Source organism: Polyangiaceae bacterium (genome assembly GCA_020633235.1).
GTDB lineage: Bacteria > Myxococcota_A > Polyangia > Polyangiales > Polyangiaceae > JACKEA01.
Genome location: JACKEA010000006.1, coordinates 165,930 through 187,995 on the forward strand (window position 1 = coordinate 165,930; position 22,066 = coordinate 187,995).

General features: G+C 66.6%; 18 protein-coding genes. 11 read left to right on the forward strand and 7 right to left on the reverse strand.

Annotated features, from left to right (window positions below; all coding sequences use genetic code 11):
* Positions 1-26 precede the first annotated feature (26 nt).
* Positions 27-2,060 (forward strand): DUF362 domain-containing protein, encoded by a 2,034-nt coding sequence (locus H6717_30450; protein MCB9581391.1) that lies wholly within the window; start codon positions 27-29, stop codon positions 2,058-2,060.
* Here H6717_30450 and H6717_30455 read toward each other — a convergent pair whose 3' ends face one another.
* Entirely contained in the window at positions 2,061-2,540 is a 480-nt protein-coding gene (locus tag H6717_30455; protein ID MCB9581392.1) for a hypothetical protein, read from the reverse strand.
* 52 nt (positions 2,541-2,592) lie between these two features.
* Between H6717_30455 and H6717_30460 the strand changes: the two genes are divergently transcribed.
* Positions 2,593-3,357: a hypothetical protein gene (locus tag H6717_30460; protein ID MCB9581393.1), complete on the forward strand. Its 765-nt coding sequence runs from the start codon at positions 2,593-2,595 to the stop codon at positions 3,355-3,357.
* Positions 3,358-3,400: 43 nt separating this feature from the next.
* On the opposite strand, the gene H6717_30465 is transcribed toward H6717_30460, so the two are convergent.
* Positions 3,401-4,228, reverse strand: a complete 828-nt coding sequence (locus tag H6717_30465) for a hypothetical protein (GenBank protein ID MCB9581394.1) — start codon at positions 4,226-4,228, stop codon at positions 3,401-3,403.
* Positions 4,229-4,245: 17 nt separating this feature from the next.
* Between H6717_30465 and H6717_30470 the strand changes: the two genes are divergently transcribed.
* On the forward strand, positions 4,246-4,632 hold the full coding sequence (locus tag H6717_30470; GenBank protein ID MCB9581395.1) for a hypothetical protein: 387 nt from the start codon (positions 4,246-4,248) through the stop codon (positions 4,630-4,632).
* Positions 4,633-4,656: 24 nt separating this feature from the next.
* Complete coding sequence (locus H6717_30475; protein MCB9581396.1) at positions 4,657-5,112, forward strand: hypothetical protein; 456 nt, start codon at positions 4,657-4,659, stop codon at positions 5,110-5,112.
* Positions 5,113-5,176: 64 nt separating this feature from the next.
* On the opposite strand, the gene H6717_30480 is transcribed toward H6717_30475, so the two are convergent.
* The 3 genes from H6717_30480 to H6717_30490 are packed head-to-tail and all read right to left on the reverse strand — an operon-like array spanning position 5,177 to position 10,146.
* The gene (locus tag H6717_30480; GenBank protein MCB9581397.1) at positions 5,177-6,865 is read right to left on the reverse strand and encodes a hypothetical protein; all 1,689 of its coding nucleotides are present in this window, start codon (positions 6,863-6,865) and stop codon (positions 5,177-5,179) included.
* Positions 6,862-8,724 (reverse strand): PAS domain S-box protein, encoded by a 1,863-nt coding sequence (locus tag H6717_30485; GenBank protein MCB9581398.1) that lies wholly within the window; start codon positions 8,722-8,724, stop codon positions 6,862-6,864. Before H6717_30485 ends, H6717_30480 begins: the two co-directional genes overlap by 4 nt.
* 9 nt (positions 8,725-8,733) lie before the next feature.
* Positions 8,734-10,146 (reverse strand): DNRLRE domain-containing protein, encoded by a 1,413-nt coding sequence (locus tag H6717_30490; protein MCB9581399.1) that lies wholly within the window; start codon positions 10,144-10,146, stop codon positions 8,734-8,736.
* 52 nt (positions 10,147-10,198) lie between these two features.
* Between H6717_30490 and H6717_30495 the strand changes: the two genes are divergently transcribed.
* The gene (locus tag H6717_30495) at positions 10,199-10,834 is read left to right on the forward strand and encodes an AgmX/PglI C-terminal domain-containing protein (protein ID MCB9581400.1); all 636 of its coding nucleotides are present in this window, start codon (positions 10,199-10,201) and stop codon (positions 10,832-10,834) included.
* Here the strand turns inward: H6717_30495 and H6717_30500 are convergent.
* Entirely contained in the window at positions 10,825-11,661 is an 837-nt protein-coding gene (locus H6717_30500) for a phosphate/phosphite/phosphonate ABC transporter substrate-binding protein (protein ID MCB9581401.1), read from the reverse strand. The two genes, H6717_30495 and H6717_30500, sit on opposite strands and share 10 nt — an antisense overlap.
* A 51-nt stretch (positions 11,662-11,712) precedes the next feature.
* On the opposite strand from H6717_30500, the gene H6717_30505 reads away from it, so the two are divergent.
* From H6717_30505 to H6717_30515, 3 genes are all read left to right on the forward strand, one after another.
* Positions 11,713-12,630, forward strand: a complete 918-nt coding sequence (locus H6717_30505) for a hypothetical protein (protein MCB9581402.1) — start codon at positions 11,713-11,715, stop codon at positions 12,628-12,630.
* Positions 12,631-12,713: 83 nt separating this feature from the next.
* Entirely contained in the window at positions 12,714-13,115 is a 402-nt protein-coding gene (locus H6717_30510) for a DUF427 domain-containing protein (protein MCB9581403.1), read from the forward strand.
* 126 nt (positions 13,116-13,241) lie between these two features.
* Positions 13,242-14,300, forward strand: coding sequence for a ketoacyl-ACP synthase III (locus H6717_30515; GenBank protein MCB9581404.1), 1,059 nt, complete (start codon positions 13,242-13,244; stop codon positions 14,298-14,300).
* Here H6717_30515 and corA read toward each other — a convergent pair.
* A complete protein-coding gene (gene corA, locus H6717_30520) occupies positions 14,297-15,499 on the reverse strand; it encodes a magnesium/cobalt transporter CorA (protein ID MCB9581405.1) in 1,203 nt (400 codons plus the stop codon). The genes H6717_30515 and corA overlap by 4 nt on opposite strands.
* 158 nt (positions 15,500-15,657) lie before the next feature.
* Between corA and H6717_30525 the strand changes: the two genes are divergently transcribed.
* From H6717_30525 to H6717_30535, 3 genes are all read left to right on the forward strand, one after another.
* Positions 15,658-17,205, forward strand: coding sequence for a right-handed parallel beta-helix repeat-containing protein (locus H6717_30525; protein MCB9581406.1), 1,548 nt, complete (start codon positions 15,658-15,660; stop codon positions 17,203-17,205).
* Complete coding sequence (locus H6717_30530; protein MCB9581407.1) at positions 17,202-18,032, forward strand: SUMF1/EgtB/PvdO family nonheme iron enzyme; 831 nt, start codon at positions 17,202-17,204, stop codon at positions 18,030-18,032. The genes H6717_30525 and H6717_30530 overlap by 4 nt, the downstream gene beginning before the upstream one ends.
* Positions 18,033-18,251: 219 nt before the next feature.
* Positions 18,252-22,064, forward strand: coding sequence for a hypothetical protein (locus tag H6717_30535; protein ID MCB9581408.1), 3,813 nt, complete (start codon positions 18,252-18,254; stop codon positions 22,062-22,064).
* Positions 22,065-22,066 lie beyond the last annotated feature (2 nt).

Here is a 22,066-nt window from a genome sequence, read left to right on the forward strand (position 1 = left end):
ACGGGGATCGCGCCGGACCAACATCCATGAAGAAGAGCACGATAGTGGCGGTGCTGTTCGCCATGTTGGGCATCGCCGGCTGCCGCGACAAATCGAAGGCTCCGGTCCCCGCAGCATCCGCGTCTGCTTCCGTGAAGCCTTCTGCCGACGTGGTGTCCGAAGCGAGCGAGGCAGCACCGGAGGTGGACGCTGGGCCCAGCGTGGTGGCCTCCGGCAAGGTGGACGGCAACGCACTGGTGGAGCGCCACTTGCCCGCGCTCCAGAAGATGTCGCCGGTGACGGTGCTCTTGGGAAAGTCACCCTTGGAGCTGGGCGAGGCGATTTGTCAGGCGGTGGTGCCCAAGCGGCGTTGGGACACGCCGGTGCTGCTCAAGCCGAACCTGTGCGGCTTCGACGGCATTCGGGATCCGGACAAGACCAAGGGGGACGACGGATTCGTGGGGCGCACCACCCACGTGGACTTCACCCGCGGCGTGATCCACTGCCTGAAGAAACGAGGTTTGTCGAAGATCACCATCGCCGAGGGGTGCGGCATCTCCCACGACTATTGGGAGCAGGTGGCCAGCCGCACCGGCTACACGGCGATGGCCAAGGAAGAGCACGTGGCGCTGGTGGCGCTCGATGACGATGGCGTGTTCGACGTGCAGGGCGACAAGCCCGGCCTGCCCATGGCCATCACCGGCATCGCCAAGAGCCACGTGCCCTCGCTGTTGATGCCCAAGATCCTGGCGGAGCACCTGGATCACGGACTTTACATCTCGCTGCCCAAGATCAAGGCGCACCGCTACTCCGTCACCTCCATGGCCATCAAGGGCATGCAAGGGACGGTGATGCGCAGCGACGCGCGGCCCGCGTACCGGCAGAAGTACCGCATGCACGCGGAGCTGAACGCGATCATCAAGGAGCACAAGGCGGCGCGCAAAGCGGCCAAGGAAGGAGACGCGGCGCCGCCGCCGGAGGATCCGATGGAGCGCCGCAAGGCCTACGTCGCGTCCTTGCGAGCCTTTGCCGAGCGCATGGTGGACGTGCTGCAGCTGGAGACGCCCGACGTGGTGCTCGCGGACGGAGCGCCGGCGATGGGCGGTGACGGTTTCTGGAAGCTGTATCCCACGGCGGAGATGCTCGCCGTGGGCGGCGAGAACCCCGTGCTCGTGGACCGCGTGGGGGCCGAGATCTTGGGCCTGTGGAAGAACGATCGACTGAAGAACGAGCTCCTCGGTTTCGATACCTCACCGCTGATCCGCATTGCGGAGAAGCGCTTCGGTCTGAAGCTGGACGAGACTCGGGTCACGGGCAACGGTGCCGGGCTCATCGGCAAGCCGCGCCCGACGCACTACGTGTCGATGGATCGCTTCTCGATCCACTCCGACACCACGCCGGCCTGGTCGCCCATCTCGCTGTCCGTCGCCCCGATCACGGCGTCCACGGCAAAGGAGAAGCCGACGGCCCACGCCGCCGCGCTGAAGGGCGACACCATCGCCGTGGACGGCAAGCTGGACGATGCCGCCTGGCAGCGCGCCACCCCCGTGAGCTTTTCCACGGATTGGTCGGGCAAGCCCACCAGCACCAAGACCCGCACGCGTTTCTTGTGGTCGAAGGACGCCTTGTACGTCGCCTACGAGATCGAAGGCACCGGCCTCCACACGGATCACGCAAAGCCCGTGACCCAAGAGCGCGAGTACTTGTTCCGGGAAGACTGCGTGGAGCTGTTCTTGGGCCACGACGCGAGCGAGCCGCGTCACTACCTGGAAGTGGAGCTCGGCCCCTTCGGTCACTTCCTGGACATCGACGTGCACCTCGGCAAGAAGCACGACCAGAGCTGGTCCAGCGGTCTGACGGTGAAGACCACCCAGGACCCGGCGCGGCACACGGCCATCATCGAGGCGCGGCTCAGCGCGCCGGAGATCCAGAAGCTCTTGAGAGCCGGCGCGAAGATCCCGCTCGGCTTGTTCCGCGTGGAAGCGACCAAGCCGAAGCAGTACTTGGCCTGGAGCCCCACGCGCACGGCGAAGCCGAACTTCCACGTCCCCGAAGCCTTCGGCCAGCTGCTGCTGGATTGATCACGGACACAGCGCGGTCGCGCAGTCCGGCCAAGTGGGCTCCGGATTCGCCGAGCCCGTGATGCGACACGGCGTGGCTTGACACGTCGCCAGCGTACCCCCCGAGAACACCTGTTGCGGAGCGCAGCTTTGGGCGGCGTCGGTGCCCAGGCTCGCGCCCACCAGCTCGTGGCTCGTGGCGTCGAAAGTGAGCGTGGGCGCGGCGGTCCCGGCCTTGGGTGCAGCTTGCACGGTGAGCGTGTCCGCGCAGCTGACGAGGCCCCACACGGTGTCGGGCTTGGCGCACACCTCCGAAAGGTAGTCGTCGTAGCTTCCTTGGAAGCACGAGAACTGCGTGCAGAAGCAGGCGAGCCCCTGAGCGCTCGCCCCGTAGCTCGCGCCTTGGGCGCAGGTGCAGCCCTTGATCTCGGGTTCGTCGCTCGACGACGAGCCGCAGGACATCAACGCCAGCGCCAGGACCATTGCCCACCCCGATTGCATGCGCAGAGTTTAGCACCTTGCGGTGCGTCCGGCGCGCCACTACCGAGAGCACATGATCCGCGCCCTGGTGACCTTGGCTCTCGGCCTGTCGGCGTGCACCCCGGCGCCGGCTTCCCCGCCGGTGTTGCCGGACAACACCCCCGTGACGCCGAACGAAGCTCCGGTGCACTTCGTCCCGGGCCCGTTGGTGGTCGAGCCCAAGCTCCCCGCGGAAGTGTCGGGCTGGGCCGGCATCGGCATGTACGAAAACCTGATCGCGTCGGGTTTCTCCGCGGATTCCAAGCTGTTTGCGAATTGCCACGTGGCCGAAGGTCAAGGCCTGCAAAAGACCTGTGAGCTCCTCGATAGCGGCCACCACGTGGCCCGCAGCGTCACCTCCAGCGTGGATTACGGCGACGGCCATCCGAGCAAGGACGACCCCGAGATCCAGAAGCAGCTCGCTGCGCTGGGCGTGCCCGCGGCGGAAGCACTGTTTCGCTATGCCGAGGACCTCGTGATCGTGTGGGAGACCCCGGACGAGAGCGAGCTCGACTTCGCGCTGAAGGAGAAGGCCACGGGTGTGGAGACCCCCGTGGCGCGCTTTCAGCGCGACGACGGCATGAGCCTCGCGCCCGAGCGCGTCGTGGTTTCGCCCAACGGCCATCGTCTCGCCTTCGTGAGCTACGTGATCGGCGGCCCGCCGCTCACCACCGCCGCCGAGATCGTGGACGCGGACGCCGCGGCAAAGAAGGCATACGAACACGCCGCCGCGGCAGCCTCGGGCGGCACCAAAGATCGCCTCCTCGCGCGGGCCAGGGCCATCTCCGGATCCTCGTAGTCTGGATGTTGGCTCGCCGCGGAAACGTCGCGCCGCGGACGTCTCACTTCCGCGCAGCCACGTCGATCACGCGCGGCGCACTGCGGTGGCCGGCGAGGTCCACCGCCACGATGGCCAGCTTCATCGGCCCTTCGTCGCGGGAGTCGAAGCTCCAGCCGTCGCACTCGAAGTAGCCGAAGCCGAGCAGCGGCGCGAGCTCGGGCTTGGCGTAGTACTTCGCCTCTTGCATCCGTGCGAACCCGGACGCCGGAGCCCGGAAGTCGAAGGCCCCGTCCTTCTGGGCGCGCCACACCTCGTAGCGGACGGGACCCGCGTCCTTCGCCGGCTGGGCGTTCACGAACACCGGAGGTCCTTCGAGGTAAGGGTCGAGCGTCACGATTCCGGGCGCACGTTTCGGTCGTTCTGGCCGGTAGGCGGACACGGGACCCGTCCAGGTCGGCGGGTCGCTGTCCGGACCCGCGCCCACGCGGAACGTTCCGGCGAAGAGCTCGGCCTCGGGACCCAGAGCGTGGATTTCGTAGCGCGAGCCCGGACGCAGGCTCTTCTGCGGCACCAGCTCGTACACGTCTCGTTCTTCGAACTTGCCGCGCTGCGCGCTCACCGTCACTCGGTCGATCGCCTTGCCCACGACGGGCGCGCTCCGAAGCTCGAAGCTCAGAGCCGGCGCGCTGCACGGGCCGTCCGGTGTGCAGCCTCCGAGCGTTCGCCACGCCTCGTACTCGACGGTCACCCACAGGTGCGTGTTGGTCGGGGCACGCACCAGCGGCCCAGGGAATACCTCGAAGGCGTGCGGCTTGCCGCAGGTCATCGCTCGCACGCCCGGCGCGAGGGCAATGCCCGCCACTGCCGCTAGCTTCGCTGCCCACCTCACCGGTACCATCCAGCGTGATGATACAACGGGGACTCCTGGCGCTGGTGCTGGTGTCGTGTGCCGCTCCTCCCGCGCCACGAGCGCCCACGGTGCAAGTGCCGAAAGGCGCTTCGCTGCCGCCGACCAAGGAACCGCAGCGGAGCCTGAGCCTGGAGCTGGTGAGCGAGGCCGGGGAGTACCTGGGCAAGGCTCCGAGGATCGAAGAGCGTTTTGCGACGTGCGGCACCCCGAGCGAAGGTTGGGCGCTCCTCCGCTGGGAAGAGCCAGGGAAGATCGAGGTCGTGGAGTCCGCGTCCCTGAGCTCGACCTTCCTCGGCTGCCTGCTGGAAGAGGCGCGTGCGGTGCCCGGCGCCGACCGCCCCACGTACCCGTCGAGCTACCTTTTGTACGTGCGCATTGGCTGAGAAAGACGTGATACCCTCGCTCCCATGTCGCTAGAGCTACCGGCCGAGTCGTTCATCGCAATTGCTGCCGTGGGTTGGGCCGACGGTTGGATGCGCAAGGCGGAGGCCGAAGGGCTGATGCGCGCCGCGCAGGCGTGCGGTGTGGAGGGGGAAGCGCTGAGCCGCGTGGAAGAGGCAGTGAAGAGCGGCTCGAAGATCGCCGACGTGGACGTGAGCGCCATGAGCGGTTGGCAGCGGGCGCTCACGTACTCCATCGCGTGCTGGCTTGCGCGCTTGGACGGCGTGGTCAACTCCGAGGAGCTGGCGCACTTGAAGGAGCTCGGCGGCGTGCTGGATCTACCGCAGCCCAAGCTCGACGCGGCCGGTTCCGCCGCCTTCGACATCGCCATGCTGCCCGGCGGTCATCGGCCCGAGAAGTTCGACTTCGACGCCCTCGCGGAGCGCTTGAAGGTGAAGCTGCCGTCCCTCGTGGGTAGCTGAGACGATCCGTTCGGTTCCGCGGCGAACCAACAAAAAAACCACGAGAAGCCGACGGGGTCTGACCTCAGTCCGGTCCCCATCCCACGCGATGCCAGGGGCCGAGGCTGCAGCCGGTCTCCACGCAGCGGAAGAAGCCGCTCTTGGGCGCGCCGCCGGGGGGAGCCGGCACGTCGGTGAAGGTTTCGCCGCCATCGAGGGTCTCGCGCAGCTCTCCGGATTTCGAGATGAGCAGCGCCCGATCGTGGATGCTGGCCATGCGTCCTTCCAGCTGCTCGCCGGTGACGCTGTCGTCTGGGTGGATCTCGAGCACGCCGGGGGAATCACCGGCGATCAGGAAGCGCAGCGTGCCGTCGTGAATGCCGAGGGCGTCCCAGCGGATCCCCCCCTTGGCCCACTTGGGAAACCGGTTCGCGTCGATGCGGCGTACCTTCTTCTGTCCCGAGTCGGTTACGATCAGATCGCCGTTTCCGTTCATCCAACCGAAGCGATACACGGCGCCGTTTTCCGCCGCGGTGCTCACGTTGAAGGGAACCTTGGACAAGAGCTTCTGCGGATCCGGCGGTGCGGGCACGTCGACCCAGGTGCCGTCGCTCTTGCGCAGGCAAGCGGCCCCGGGGACGTTCGAGCCGTCGCAACGCTTGGGCAGCGCGAGGGGTGCGCCGGAGGGCGGATCGCCGAAGTCTTGGGTGTAGGTGCCCTTGAAGCTCCGCTCCACGGTCGGCTTTTCCGTGGTCGACTCGATGCGCATCAAGGTCATGGCCGGGCCGTCGTTGCAGCCGATGAACGCCGGCGTCCCTCCGCGGATCGGAAAGCAGTTCTCGTGTCCGGCAAACGCACCTTGGATCGTGTTCGTGATCGCTCCGGTGCGTCCATCGAGCACCAGTAGGTCTTCGCCCTTCACGGCCAAAGCCGTTTCGGCGTCCATGGCGGTGACCAACGGGTCGAGCAGACGCTCCGCTGCCGACGGTTCGGGCGGCGGCCGCGAGAAGTCCGGCCACGGCTCCTGGAACGCATCCACGTTGTCGCTCACCGTCATGCCGGGCTCGTTCGGACGCGGCACCAAATGTCCGTCGGCGTCCAGACGTTCGCTCCCGCCTTTGGAGCTGACGACGATGCCCTTGCCGTCGTAGCCGAGGTACTGCACGCCGCTGGCCGGGCTCTTCTTGAATGGCTGGCCATGGGCCGTCGAAACGTACAAATCGCCGGTTTTGCTCACGGCGGCGACGACGCCTTTGGGCGTGCCGAACAGCATGACCATGTCCTTCACCGGAGGCGCGATCTTTTCTCCGTTGGGCAGTGCATACAGAGCGCCTTCCACGAAGACCTGACTGCGGCCCACGCCGATGCGCGCTTCGCTGCTCGCGCGCCGGGTGATCAGACGAGGTGCGGCTTCGAAGGCGGAAGCGAAGTACACGTGGCTGTCACTCGTGAACAGCACACCGCCTCCCAAGAGCTCGGGTACGCGTACGGGGCGCCCCAGGCCGGGTAGCGGCTTTTCATCCAGCACCGTGGCCTCGCCGTCGCTGATCAGAATGCGCCGACCGGCGACGACGGCGGCTTGCTTGCCGTTGTCGAAGTGCCGGAAGATGTCTCCCGGCACCCAGCGGGAGAGCTTCTGGGGTGGCAGCGAGGGCGCTGGGACGTCGGGGGCGGAGGTCGGCGTGGCGCTGGGGATGGGCGTCGCGGGGGCTGGGGGCGGCGCGCCGCCGCAGCCGCTGAGCAGGGTCGCGCCAAGCAGAGCTCGGAACTTCATTCCACGGATGCTACCCCCGCGGAGCGCGCTTCTTCCACGGCGCGAACGAGCTGCGACGGGTGGAAGGGCTTTTGCAGCAATCGCGCGCCGGGCGGCAGCTCCACCTCCGCGCCGGAGTAGCCGGACATGTAGACGAAGGCGACGTCGATGCGCTCCTGGATCTCCTGTGCCAGCTCCGGCCCCGACATTCCAGGCAAGATCACGTCGCACACCACGACGTGAGGCCGTCTGCCGGCGTCGATCTCGGCCAAGGCGACCTCGGGCCCGGCGGCTTGCACCACTCGGCAGCCCGAGCGCTCCAGCATCCGACACAGGACCTTGCGAATGATGGGGTCGTCTTCCACCAACAGCACCATGAGGTCCTCGCTCGAAGGAGCCTCGTGCACCGGCTCGCTGCGATCCCGCGTCACGGGCTGCGTGGTGGCTCGCAGCAGAACCGAGACCGTGGTGCCCTGTCCTTGCTTCGACTGGATGCGGACATGCCCGCCATAGGCGGTGACGATGGAGCTCACCGTTGCCAGCCCGAGCCCGGTGCCGCGATCCCCCTTGGTAGTGAAGAAGGGCTCGAGAGCGCGGCGTTGGATCTCTTCCGGCATGCCGACGCCCGCGTCGATCACCGACACGCTGACCCAGTCGAGCTTCTCGTACACGACGAGCTCGCTCGCGATGCGGATTTCGCCTCCACGCGGCATCGCGTCCCGCGCGTTGACCACCAGGTTCAGGAGTATCTGCTCGAGGTGAGTGGGATCCACCTCGATGCGACAGTCCTTGCCGAGCTCGGTGCCGAGCTGCCAGCGCTCACCGAGAAGACGCGACAAGAGCGGAGCGAGCTCGGAAATGGCACGCGCCACGTCCACCACGCGCGGCTCGGCGCTCTGGTGCTTGCTGATCGCAAGGAGCCGGCGGGTGAGCGCGGCGGCGCGCTCTGCGGCGTTCAAGATTTGTCGCAGGTCCTCGGCCACGCTTTCCGTGGGCGCAACGCTGTCTCGGGCCATGCTCGCGTAGCCCATGATGGCGCCGAGGAGGTTGTTGAAGTCGTGGGCGATGCCTCCCGCCATGGAGCCCACGGCCTCCACCTTCTGAGCCTGAATCAGCTGTTTCTGAAGCGCCTGGCGCTCGCTGCGATCGACCAGCATGGTCAGGGCGCCGACGATCTTGCCGTGGCCGTCGCGAATGGGCGCCCGCGACAGCGAAACCTCCACCAGGTTGCCGTCCTTGTGAAGGCGCTGTGCCTTTCGTCCCGAGAACGTCACACCGGACTGAATACGCTGGAGGAATCCGGGACGTTCGCTCTCCGACATGGGCGCGGGCTTGCCGACGATCTCGCCTTGCGACCAGCCCAAGAGCTTCTCCGCCGCCGGGTTCCAGAGCGTGACCACGCCATCGAGGTTCACGGAGTAGATGGCGATGGGAGACGCCAGCACCACGTCCTCGAAGGCACGGCGCTCGGCTTCGCGCTCGGTCACGTCCCTCAAGATTGCGAGATGGCGACCGGGTAGCACGTTGGCAGTGGCCTTGTACTCCAGGAGGGCGGTGCTTCCGTTCGGACGTCGAAGCCCCACGAGGTCGCTCTGCGCGCCGTCGTTCATGAACGCGGACCAACGCTCCGGCACGTCGTAGTCTGGTAGCGTGAAGTCGGAGATCTTCCGGCTCAACAGCTCTTGCCGCGTCACGCCGAAGATGCGACACGCGGCGGGGTTCGCCTCCAGGTAGCGTCCCTCGTCGTCGGCCAGCAGGATTGCGTCGCGCGCCCCTTCGAAGATGGCGCGTAACAAGAGCTCTGCGTCGGACTTGCGCAAAAGCTCCGCCCGGCATCGGGCGAGCTCCTCACGCAGGCGGCTGAGTTCCTCCCCGCTCACCCTTCCAGCCTACGCTTCGTCAGCGCGGCGGAAAAGAGAGCCGTACCGTCTCGAAACGAGGCACATACCAAGCAGAACTGCCGCGAACCATCTCGAAGAGCGCTGGCGAGATGCAGTGCGACAGCCGCATCCGGAGTCGTCCCCAGGGGACGCCGAGCCTTTGGCGAATCCGCCACCACCCCCGCCGCCATCTTGTGTGGGAATGGCTCCGCCATCGTCCCACCCCGCATCACTTCCACCTGCTCCGGCGGTCGCGACGGACTCGATCACGAGCTCCGGATGGGCGTTGGGAGATTCCTTGGAGTTGTAGCCGGAGCCGTCCACGTCCTTCGACGTGATGGCGAAAGAAACCAGGCCGTCGTGCTGCACGGCGGAGGTCACGTCGAAGGCGTAGACGCCGCCGACTGCCACCGCGCCGAGGCTGTCCAGAACGGCGGTTTCCACGGCGGGACGGTTGTCGTGGGAGAGCGTGGATTCCTGCCAGCTGTCGTCGAGCACCCGGTGGATGTCCCCACCACCGCCGGCGTTGAATGCCTCCAGGAACAGCTTGGCGCTCTTCACCTGCTGAACGCCCTGAACGTCGAAGCGCAAGAAGATGGTTCGGCCGTCGCCGCCTGCCCGAAGCTCGGGGTCGCTGCCGTGGGTGGCGCTGGGCGCCGCGGGCTCGCTCCAGGTGTCCGCCACCGGCTCGAAGGAGAGGCTCTGGGGGGCGCCGGCGCTGCCGCCGCTGCCGGCGTCGGCGACCGGCGTCGCGGTGCCGCTCACCTGCAGGTTCTTGTAGATGACGTCCTTCTGCGGGCCGTAGGTCCCCGGCGGTGCGTTGTCCGTGCCGATGAACACGTAGCGCAACCGCAGCGGCGTGCCGTGGTTGTGGGTCACCAGGGGCTGGCCGTCGAGGTAGGTGCTGACGTCACCGTTCAGCGACCACTTCACCTCGATGGTGTAGGTCTGGCTCGGGTCGATGAACCCCAGGGGTTTCATGACGCGCGTCTCGTCGCGGCCGGCCGGAGGTGGGTCGAAACCCGCGGTGCTGGACAGGAACTTGAACAGGTTGTCGTAGCTGGCTCCCGTGCGGATGTTCCAGAACGCGCCCTTGGGCACGTCGGCGTCGGACTGGTGTGGCGAGCCATGGGCCGCCTCGTACATGTTGATGATGTGCTGCTTGTCGAACTGGTGCTGGGCGCTGTCGCTGTTCGGGTTCCAGTTGGTCACCTGCACCGAAAGGGCGCCTTCGGTGAGCACCTTGCCCAGGTCCCACTGGATCTGCTGTCCCGCTTGCCACCCACCACCGCTGACGAACTGGCCGCCGCTCTGGGAGCCGGACGTGGATCCGTTCAGCGGGTCGTCCAACACCACCTGGGCCGCGGCGGTGTTCGAGACGCACACCACCGCGACGAGAGCCCCGAGTCCGAGCCGACGCATTTTGCGATCATACGCCCACCGGGAGAGGCGAGCATCCGGTAGTCTTTGGCTCATGAGGCGGGTGCTGATCGGGTTGTGCGTGGCAGCCGTGGTGCTGCTCGTCGTGGGGTTCGTGTTTCGGAGTCGGACCGCGACGCCGCCCGCGGTTGTGGAGCACGCGGAGCGAGCGAGCCAGGGAGACCAGCCGCTGTTCGCGCAGCGCAAGGGGCCGCCCACGGCACAGGTACTGGCCACCGCGCCGGAGCGAACCGTGCGGGACAAGAAGCGCCGGGACGAGCTGCGCGCGAGGATCTACCGTGCTTTCGGGCAAGCGCTCCCGGTGGAAGGAGATGCCGCGACGGGTATCGCGCCGAACCAACCCAAGCTCGGCAAGAAGTACGTCCAGAACCGGATCCGGGACGACTTCGTGCCCCTCGCCAAGGAGTGTTACGAGGCGGCGCTGGAGCGGAGCCCGGAGCTTTCGGGAACCATGGTGCTGGAGCTCACCATCGTGGGGGACCAGAGCGTGGGCGGCGTGGTGGACAGCGTGCGCCTGGCCGAGGAAAGCACCCTGGCGGACCCGGAGCTCAGCGAGTGCATGCGCCAGTCCATGATGAGCATGAGCTTCGTGCCCCCAGAGACGGGCGGCGTGACCACCGTGCGCTACCCGTTCGTGATGAACCAGAGCGACGCGGGCACTCAGGGGTAGATCGAGCGGCGGGTGAGGCGTCGGGCCTCTTCGCACAGGCGTGACAGCGCCAGCGCGTGAGCGCGCCCGGGGGCCACGTAGGCGTGAGCACCGAGGGCCTTGCGCAGTACGTTCTTGCTTTCCACGTCCAGATCCAAAAAGCCGCGTTCGAGCTGACTTCGGAGCTCCGGATCGAGGCGCGCGCTGGTGCAAATGCAGTCCGAGGGCACGCTCCCGGCGTTGACGATCACGTCCACCTCCGCGGCGTTGGCCTGGGCCAGCTCTTGCCATCCGGACTCCACGGCGGCACCGGCACCGCCCGAGAGGCGAGCGAAGGTGGCGCCGGCATCGGTCTCGCGACGAAGCACTGCCCGCGCGACCGCGTCGTGGGTGCCGAGGAAGCTCTGGCGGCCGAACAGGTTCTCCGGTGACAGGCCGTTGTCTCGGAGCCAGATGCAGGGAACCACGTAGCCGGAGGCGCTGCGTGCATCCACCCAGGCGACGTGCTTGTCCCGCAGATCTTGAACGCCGCGGATCCCCGAGTCCCGGCGCGCGAAGAGCACCGAGCGATAGGTAGCGGCGTTGTCTCGCTGGGAGAGCACCAACACGCGCGCCGAAGCGTCTTCCACGAGCTCGGCGGCGACGAGAGGCGGAGCCCACACCATCTCCACCGTCCCCTGACGAACGTTTCGGGCCAGGTCCGAGTAGGAAGGCGCGACTTGCGGATACACGATGACGCCCACGCGCCGGCTGAGCACCTCGCAGGCGTTCTTGAGCCAAGAGCGCCGCGCCGGATCCAACGTCACGACGCTGAACGCGACCGTTCCCTTCGCTGCTCGCCGCTGCACTGCTTCCCCTCTCCTCGACCCGCGAGTGTACCAGATGGTATGTCGCGATAGATGACTCGAACCGAGGTTCTTCTGGGATTGGCCATCGGACTCTTGTCGGCCTGTGGGGGCGCGCCCCCTGCGCCGAAGACGAGTGAAGCCCCGGCTGCCGTGGCAAGCGCGCCGGGCGAGACGGACGGTACTGCGGAAAACGGGGTGGAGGCCGTGGCCGAGGGCTCCGGCACGGTGATCAAGTTCCAGGTGCCTCCGGTGGGCGCCGTTCGAACGGATAGCCAGAGCTTCGACTTGGCCATGGACATGACCGTGAAGGGAAAGGGCAAGCCTCAGACCCAACACACGGTCGAGCAACGCAAGAGCGTGGTGCGGTCCACGGTGCTGGCGATCCAGGGCAAGGCCATCACCAAGAAGAAGGTGACCTACGAGAAGGACGAACGCGTGCAGATCGTGGGTGCTCGCACGCAATCGATGCCGAGCCCGCTGACGGGCAAGACCTACGTGCTGTCCCTGAAGGGCGGGAAGCTGCACATCGAGCGCGAGGACGGCGAGGCCGTGAGCGAGATGGAGGACAAGGCCATCCGCGTGCGGAATCAGAGCTTCGGAAAGCCCTCGCGCTTCGCCGCTTTCGTTCCGGAAAAACCCCTGGAGAGTGGGCAGACCTTCGAGCCGAATGCCGAGGCCCTGAGTGAGATGTTCGGGGGTGGCGACAAGCGCTTTGGCAGCGTGAAGTTCCGCTTCGAGGGGCGAGAAGGCGACCTGGCGCGCTTCTCGTTCACCCTGGTGATCACCGAGAAGTCCGGCGTCACCATGAAGTCGAAGGGGCACGTGCTCTTGCGGGTGGACACCGGCTGGCCCACGGAGATGGCGCTGGATGCCGACGTGAGCCTGAGCACACCCGGAAAGGCTCCGGGGGAATCCGTGTCGGGCACTGGCACCGCGCACATGGAAGTATCCGCGAGCTACGAAGGCTGATGTTTGTCGGGGCGGCGCGATACCCGTCGCGCCGCGGTCCGCGTCGGGGTTTACGCGCGCGGCGTCCGCGCTATGAACGATCCATGAGCCAGCGTCCCGAAAGCATTCCGCCCGGTACTCGCGGTCCCGGCTATCAGCGAGCTCCCGACCACCGCGTGGCGTTCCTGCCGTCCGCCAAGAAGGTCGTGGTGAAAGCAGGGGATCAGATCATCGCCGAGAGCACGGACGTCGTGATCCTCGAAGAAGCGAACTATCCGCCGCGCTACTACTTGGCGCGGAAAGACGTGAATGCGGAGCGCATCCAGCGCGTGGAGGGCAAGACCACGTTTTGCCCGTTCAAGGGCCTGGCCAGCTACTTTTCCGTGGTCGGTCCCGACGGCTCCATCGCGGATGCCGCTTGGAGCTACGAGCAGCCGTATCGCGAAGCGGAGATCCTCAGGGATCGCATCGCTTTCGATCGCGACAAGGTCAGCGAGGTCGTCTGACAAGCTCTTGGCGCGCGTGCCACTGCATTGTGCCTGGTTGAACCAATACCGTGCGTGACGACGTAGTCTCCCTCGACTAAGGCATCCGACTTCGGTGGCGCATCGTCGCCACGAGGGAAGGTTGTCATGAGCAGCGGACTCACGATCGTGGGCTCCGGGCATCATCTGCCCGGTCGTCCGATCACCAATCACGATCTCGCGCGGGTGATGGACACCAATGACGAGTGGATCCGCCAGCGCACGGGCATCGCGCAGCGACACTTCTGCCCCGAAGGGCAAGGGGTCTCGGATCTGGCGCTACCGGCGGCCCAAAAGGCCCTCGAGGGCGCCGGGCGCTCTGCGGAAGACATCGACTACATCTTGTTCAACACCATGACCCCGGATCACATGTTCCCGGGATCCGCTCCGCTGCTCGCGGAGCAGCTCGGTTGTCGTGGGGTGCCCGCCCTCGACCTGCGCGTGCAGTGCGCCGCCATGGTGTACAGCTTCCAGCTGGCCGACTCCCTGGTGAAGAGCGGCGCTGCCCGTAGCGTCTTGATCGTGGGCGCGGAAGCCCACGCCGGCTTCATGCCCTGGCGCGATTGGGAGGTGGTGGAGGGCAAGAGCCAGCGCGCGGTGCCGCAGGAAGACTGGGAGCGGGCCACGCGCCACCGTTCCCTCGCCATCATCTTCGGTGACGGCGCCGGGGCGCTGCTACTGGAAGCCGGCAGCTCGCCGCGGTCGGGCATCTTGGCCGTGGACGTGCACAGCGACGGCCGTCACACCGACAAGCTGTTGATCCCCGCGGGCTTCCGCACGCGCCCGTTCATCTCCGAGACCACCGTCGCGGAAGACTCCTGGATCCCCCGCATGGAAGGCCGCGAGGTGTTCCGCCGGGCCGTCACGCTGCTACCCAAGTCCGTACGCGCGGCGTGCGCCAAGGCCAAGGTGAAGCTCGACGACATCGACTGGTTCATCGCTCATCAGGCGAATCAGCGCATCAACGATGCCGTGCGCGAGCGTCTCGGCGTTCCAGAAGAGAAGGTGCCGAGCAACATCGAGCGCCTGGGTAACACCAGCGCTGCCACCATTCCCATCTTGGTGGACGAGATGCGCCGCGACGGCCGGCTGCGGCCAGGTCAGCTGGTGTGCTTCCTCGCTCTCGGCGCCGGGCTCCATTGGGGCAGCGTCATCTGGAGAGTCTAAGCGTCGTCGCTTCCGCCGTCGCCCAGCCAGCCCTTCTTGCGGAAGTACAGCAGCATGCCGCCGGCGATCACCACCATGGAGACGATGGCCGTCGGGTAGCCCCAACGCTGATGGAGCTCCGGCATGTGGTCGAAGTTCATCCCGTAGATTCCAGCGACGAGGGTGAGCGGGATGAAGATGCTGGCCATGATGGTGAGCACCTTCATGACGTCGTTGGTGCGATTGGCGACCACGGACATGTAGGTGTTGGTCAGCTCGCTGGCGATCTCGCGGTAGGAATCGGTGACCTCGGCCACCTGCACGCAGTGGTCGTAGGTGTCGCGCAGGTACGGTTTGGTGGCATCCGTGATGCGCGGGGCTTGGTCCCGGAGCAACATGTTGAGCGCTTCCCGCAGCGGCCAAACGCTGCGGCGCAGCGCGATCAGCGTGCGCTTGGTCTTCTGCACCTGCACCAAGACGTCCGGTCGCGGCCGCGCCATCACCTGCTCTTCCAGATCTTCCAAGCGGTCGGCGAAGGCTTCCAGTAGCGGGAAGTATCCGTCTACGACGGTGTCGATGATGGCGTACGCCAGATAGTCCGCGCCGAGCTCGCCGATGGGCCCGACGCGTTCTCGAAATCGCACCCGCACCGGCTCCAGCGGATCGCCATAGTGCTCCTGAAAGGTGAGCACGAAGTCGTCGCCGATCAGCACGCTGAGCTGCTCGACGTCCATCCCGCCGGCATCGTTCAGCTGCAGCATGCGCACGAAGGCGAGCTCGTGATTGGGGTAGCTGTCCACCTTGGGGCGCTGCGGAGTGTGCACGACATCCGCCAAGGCCAGGCGATGGATGGAGAAGCAGCCCGCGATCTCCTTCAACACGCCTTCGTCCCCCAGACCTTGCACGTCGATCCACGTGAGCCTGGAAGCTTCCACGATCTTCGGCAGCTCCGCCGGATGCTCGACGGCGTGCTCCACGATGCCCTTCGCCGTCTGCGCCAAGACGTGGATCTTGGGCTTGGGCAGGTCCGTATCGATGACCAGGGCACCCGGTGGGGCGCCCACCGGCGCAGAGCGGCGGCTGAACAGATCGCTCACGCCGCGGATCACCGCGCCGGGCGCCGCGGTGAGCACCGTCACGCCTTTGCCCACGGTTTCCACGGACTTCTCGACCGTCTTGCCGACGACCTCCACCGTCTTCTCGACCGTGCCCTTGCTCATCCGCCGAGGAGTCTACAGCGTTGTCACGAGAATCGGGCGGTGCTCGATTCGTGATCTGGCTTCGATCCAGGCCGTTCGAGCCACGCAGGCCCTCCCTGAGCGGTCAGCGGGGCGCGTGTGGATTGACGCAGCGGCCGCCGGCGCGCCACCGTTTGCGGATGCGTCGATGGCACGCGATTGGGCTCGCCGCTCTCTTCGGTAGTGTTTGGATTCCGGCCTGCGGTGAATCGTCGGACGCCGACAAGGCCAAGGATGGCGGCACTGCCGGCGGCGGCGGCTCCCTCGGAGATGGCGCTGCGCCGGCTGACGCGGCGCAGAGTGACGGTAGCTCCGTCGTTCCGGTGCCCGGCAGTGGCGAGTGCGCCTGGACGCCGGGAGAGCGGCCGACGGCGGCGCTGCCCCCCGCCCATGACAACGAGTACGTCGTCGACCTGACACAGTGGAACATCTCCAACAGCGGGAAGGATCCCGTGGAGACCCGCACGCGGCTCAACGACGCCATCAAGTGGGCGACGGACAACGGCTACGACAAAGTCGTCATTCCCCCCGGTACCTATCTCGTGGGTGAGGCCACGAACGACGCCTACATGGCCGGCATCGACCTCCAGGGAGACATGACGCTGGAGCTGTCACAGGGGACAGTGCTTCAGATGGCCGCCAACGATCGCTGGAACTACTGCGTGATCAACGTCGATAGCCACAGTAACGTCACCATCCGCGGGGGTGAGATCGTCGGTGACCGCGGCAGCCACGACTACGGCAATCCGCCCCAAGCCCACGACGAAGGTCACGGGATCTGCGTGTGGACCAGCGCGGATCGTGTCTTGATCGAGAACACGGAGATCCACGACATGACCGGCGACGGCGTGCTGATCGTGGGCGCCAAGGAAAAGGACGGCGTGCCCGAGAAGCCGACGACCAACGTCACGATTCGCAACAGCGACATTCACCACAACCGCCGGCAGGGGGTGTCCATCGTGGGGGGTAAGAACGTCGTCATCGAGAACAACCGGATCCACCACATGGAGGGCACGTCGCCGCAGTTCGGGATCGACATCGAAGGTGCCGGGCGAGTCGACCAGGACATACTGATCTACCAGAACGCCTTTCATCACAACGCTGGTGGCGACTTCGTGACGTCGTCCGGTCACAACGTCTGGGTCGAGGAGAACACCATGACCCAGTGCATGGTCGATGCCCAGGGCAACTACGATCCGTCTCTGCCTTGCCTCCTGGACAAGCAGGTAGACGGCCCGATCATCATCTGGAAAGAGACCGACAACGTCATCATCAACAACAAGATCCGAATGTCCAAGCCGAGCGTGAACGGCTTCTGGGGGATCCTGGGCTACGTCAGCTCCGCGGACAAGACGCCCACGCGCGAGAACGAGGTGGGCAACTACATCGCGGGCAACACGTTGTACGACGCCGGCATCCACATGGCGCACAACATGCGCTACTTCGTGTCCAACAACACCTTGAACAACGGCTTGATCCTGGGCTTCGACTTGGCGTGCACGCGCTTGGAGAACAATCGGATCAATCGAACCAAGAGTGAGAACTACAAGCTGAGGAACGTTGCTGGTGTCGCGAGCGGCAACATTCTGAACAAGAGTGAGGGGGCGAAACCGGAAGAAGACGTGGAGCTCTACTTCCCGATGGCCGACGACGCTCCCTTCCGCAACTCGTCTCCGGTGTTCTGGTGAAGACGATGCACAAGGTCGCCATCGGCGCCGCCGGCTTCTTGGCGCTCCTCGCCCTGGCAGCGACGGCGTTGAATCCGCCTGCGGACATCCAGAAGGAAGCTCCGCTGCGCAAGGTCGACCACCGACCCGGTGAGGGGACGTGTCCCGGGACCTTGGGGCCGGACATGCTTCGGCTGCCCGAAGGCTTTTGTATCGACAAGACCGAGGTCACCCGTGGGCAGTACGAGGCCTGGCTCGACGGCAAGCCTTCCACCAGCGGCCAGCCCAGCGCGTGCGCCGACAACGACGACTACACACCGACGTGTAGCTGGAGCCCCGGCTCCAACAAGACGGAGCAACCGGTGGTCTGCGTCGATTGGTGCGACGCCCAAGCCTTCTGCCAAGCCGCCGGCAAGCGACTGTGCGGCAAGCTGGGAGGCGGCGGCGCTTCTCCCTTCGAGAGCTACGACGATCCGAAGGTCAGCGAGTGGCAGGCGGCGTGCACTTCCGGCGGCAAGTACGAGTACACCTACGGCAACACCTTCGATACGGACATCTGCCGGGATGCCGACGCCGACGACTACACCACCTGGGGTCTTGCGGACGTCGGCAGCTTTACCCAGTGCCACTCGCCGGATGCCGCGTACGCCAAGGTCTTCGACCTGAGCGGGCACGTTGCCGAGTGGGAAAACAGCTGCGTGGACGACAGCCCCGAGGCGCCTTGCAGAATTCGGGGCGGCAGCTATCAGCACCACGCTCACGGCACGCGCTGCGCCATGGGCAAGGAGCTGAAGTGGCCGAGAACCCGCAAGATTGACTCGGTCGGCTTCCGCTGCTGCGCCGATTAGCTCCTGCTTGTCGGTGCGGCGCGACGCCTCGCGGACGTCGCCTGCGCGTCACCCATTTGGGTGACGTTTCCGCGGCGCACCAACAAAAGAAGACGACGAAGCTCGAATCGAACGGCGCTGGTCTCCGTCGGACGCTAGTCTACACACTTGCCTCGAGTGCGTTGACGGGGGCCGGCGCGACTCGGGGTTTCAATCGGCTTCTGGCTCCGAGGGGTATTGATGGCGTTACTTTCGAGTCCTTTTGCGCGGGCCCGCGCACTGGGAGCGGTGTTTCTGGGCGGCGTGCTGTTGTTCGGATGCTCGAGTGAAGGGGACTCGGGCGGCGGCGGGACGCAGAAGAAGGCGGCGCGCGTGAGCTGCGCCGACGTGAAGCACGAAGTAGTGCCGGTGCCGTCGGTCGCCGGAGTGGGTCCGGACTACCTGGGCGACGCGGACACGGACGACAACGGCATCTCGGATCGTGACGAATGGGGCTTGTTGGAGTTCGCGCCCGTGGACACGGACGAGGACGGCACGCCGGACTACCAGGACGTGGACGACGACGGTGACGGCCTGGTGGACGTCAACGACGCCGAACGCACCGAGGCGCTGAGCGTGACGGACGAGCTGGGGCTCACGGAGAAGTTCGGCATGCTCTCGAATGCGTGGACGGAGCTGCCGACCGGCGCGGCGCCGCGAGCGGCGCGGCCTGGGGATCACCTGATCGTTTCCGGGACCGGTCTATCGTGCGATGCGCTGGTGGCGTTCGAAGGCGGTGCGGAGACCAAGAACGCCTGGCCCGTCTCCGCCAGCGACACGGAAGTGGAAGTGGTGGTGCCCGAAGGCGCCGGGGACGGCGTGGCCGTGATCCAGGACGGTGTGCGCAGCAACACGCTGACCGTGAGCGTGGTGGACGCGGGGGCGCCGCTGGTGTTCGAGCTATCGCCGGCTTCCGCGGCGGTGGGCAGCACCCTGGAGCTCACAGGGGTGGATCTCTCCGGCGTGACGTCCGTGTTCTTCGGCAGCACCGAGGTGGCGCCTACGGCCAAGAGCGCGAGCAGCGTACAGGTCGTGGTGCCGGCGGACGCCAGCGCGGATGTGGTGCGCGTGTCCGCGGGGGACGTCTCCAGCAACGCGGTGTTCCTGCGCACGACCACGCCGGCCACGGTGAAAGTGACGGCGCCCTCGGGGATCACGCCCACGCGGGTGGTGTACGGGCCGGAGCAGGAAGTGCCGCTCGGCGCCGATGGAACCGCCGCCATCGAGATCGCCGCGCGCGGGCTTCGGACCATCGACGTGTTCGCGGGCGACCAGGGGGTGCTGCAAGCGCTGTCGGCGCCGGGCATGAGCGAGGTGACGGTGGATGCATCGTCCACGGCGGTGGCCCTCGCGGTGCAGGCGAGCGGCGCGGCGCATCGCATCTCGCCGGAGTCTTTGGAGAAGCTCTTGCAGATCGCCGCGCCGCTGTCCGCCACGCAGGCGCTGGCGGCCGCCGTGGAAGCGGATCCGGCGTCGCTTTGGACTGCGCCCTCGGCGGAGCTCTCTGCGCTGATCTACGAGGCGGCGAGCAGCGTGCAGACGGAGGTCGATGCCGCGGTGGCCGCGGGCACGCTGGCCACGCCCCAAGCCGCTCCATCGCCCGTCGCGGGGCCCATTCCCATGGCGACCATCGACCCCAGTGGGCCACAAGCCGACATCTCCGTGACGCAGACGCAGGGCACGCCGAACATCAGCGTGGACAACGACACGCAGCTCAACGTCAGCGTGAAGGTGTGGGACACGGAGCGAAAGGTGGCGCTGCAAGACCACTCCGGCTGGGGCTACGGCAAGAGCGTCGTGGGCGGCCAGACGCCCATCACGTTTCTGTTCACCGCCAACCACGTGGACCTCGACCAACCGCGGGGGCGTGACAGCCGCGTGGAGATCGTGACCCCCGGCATACTCTCGCCGCAGCCCACGGACCCGCTGGCGGTGAAGACACAACGCATGCTCCAGCTCCGCACGGTGATGGAGAAGGTGATCTGGCCCATTCTGACCACGGCCATCGAGGTCAAGGTGAACCCCAAGATCTTGGTGGAGCTGTTCAAAGCTCACGCCCCGGGTGCCACCGCGGACTTCTTCGACAACATGAACAAGGGCGCCGTCACTGCCGCCGTGAAGGTGGTCGTGAACGCCTTCATTCGCGACGCGCAGAACGTCGGCCCTCTGGTGCGCGGCGCGGTGGGCTTCCTGGCGGCCAAGGCCGGACCCAAGGTCATCGAGTACGTGGCCAAGCGCTTCGCCAAGAACATGGTGCCGGTGCTGAACGCGCTGGATGCCGCGTTGTCCGCGGCCAGTACCGCGATTGCCGCCATCGACGCCCTGAAGGCGGCTGCGGATCTGGGCTCCACGCCGGGGCAGCTCGAGTGGAGCGTGCTGTTCGACCTGGGCATCAGCAAGCTGAGCCCGCTGACGATCAAGAAGCTGGACGTGGACGTCTCGAACGTGGAGCTCTGGGGTAACCAGTTCTATCCCAAGTTCGAGAACGGAAAGTACGTGATACCGACCGTCACCTTTACGGACAAGGGTGCCACCGGCTTTGGCACCTACTTGAACGACCGCTCCGACGTGAAGTTCTTCATCAGCTCGGACGGAACCCGCATCGATCACATCCGCTTGCCAGCGTACTACGTGCGCACCGCCGTGGGCCCGATCGAGGTACGCGTCGACAAGGGCTCGGACAGCGCCGTGGCTCCGGACGACATCAAGGTGCTGACGGACTTCGAGCTGACCAAGCTCGAGCCCGCTACGGGCGTGGCGGACGATCACTTGACGGTGACGGGCAAGGGTTTCGCGAACGACGTCCACTTCGAGTTTCGCGAGGCCAACGTACCCGAGGCACAGGCCCAGCTGGTGGACGCCACCCTGGTGAGCCATACGGACACCTCTGCGGAAATCATCGTGCCCCAGCTACCCGCCGGAAAGAAGCAGTGGCTGGTGCGGGCCTATCAGAACGGCGCGCTGGGCGTTCGCAGCAACGGCCTCTTGTTCGTGGTGAAGGGTGGCGCGTATCAGTTGGTGCCCATCGGTACGCCGACCTCTGGCGAATACGGAGAAGGCGTTGCCGTCAACGAGAAGGACGAGGTGCTGGGCATCGCCTGGGGTGGCGTGAACAGCGGCGGCAAGGGCCGGGTGTTCATCTGGAGCCAGGCCAAGGGCATCCAGATTCAGCCGGACGCGACGGCGACCAACGGTGAGCTATTGGCCAGCAACGTGTACGGCCTCTCGGACAACGGCGACATCATCGGAACGTTCAACGGCGGCATCTTGTACACCGGCGGCGCCGTGAAGCCGCTCTCCCAGCCGGCGTCTCCCGTCTCGGGTTGGACCTGCTCTCAAGCGCTGTCCACCGGTGCGTTCTTCCGCATGACGCCCGGCGGAAAGCTGGTCGGCACCGCCAATTGCGGCGCTGGCGGCTTCACGCCGGTGGGCTACGCCGCCACCTGGGAGCCGGCCGCCCTCTTGGCACCGGGCTTTTCGGGACCCAACACCAGCAACACCGAGGCTCACGGCATGAACGGCTCAGGGATGGTCGTGGGTTGCGCGGATTTCACGCCCCTTCGGCAGGCCGCGGTGTTCTCCGGGGGAACGGCGCAGCAGCTCCAAACGGTGGCGGAGGCTCCCAGCTCCTGCGCCATGGACGTGAACGACAGCGGCGTGATCGTCGGCTCCGGCGGCAACGGCACCACCAAGGTCGCGTTGATGTGGCCGAGCGCCGGCGCCGCACCGGTGACGTTCCCCAATGCCCCCATCGGCGGCATCATCGACATCAACAACGCCGGCGTGATGCTGGCGGGCCCCACGCCGGAAACCTTCGCCTACGCGCCGGTGTACGTGAGCGACGACGGCGGTGCTACGTGGACCAAGGTGGGCGGGGATCCCGTGGACGTAGGCGGCGTGACCTACGCGGTGACCCGTGCCTACGCCATCAACGACAACGGCGTGATCGCCGCCACGGCGGCGATGGGCTCCTTCGGAACGCTGGTTCCCGTGGCCCTCGTGCCCAGCGGCTGACG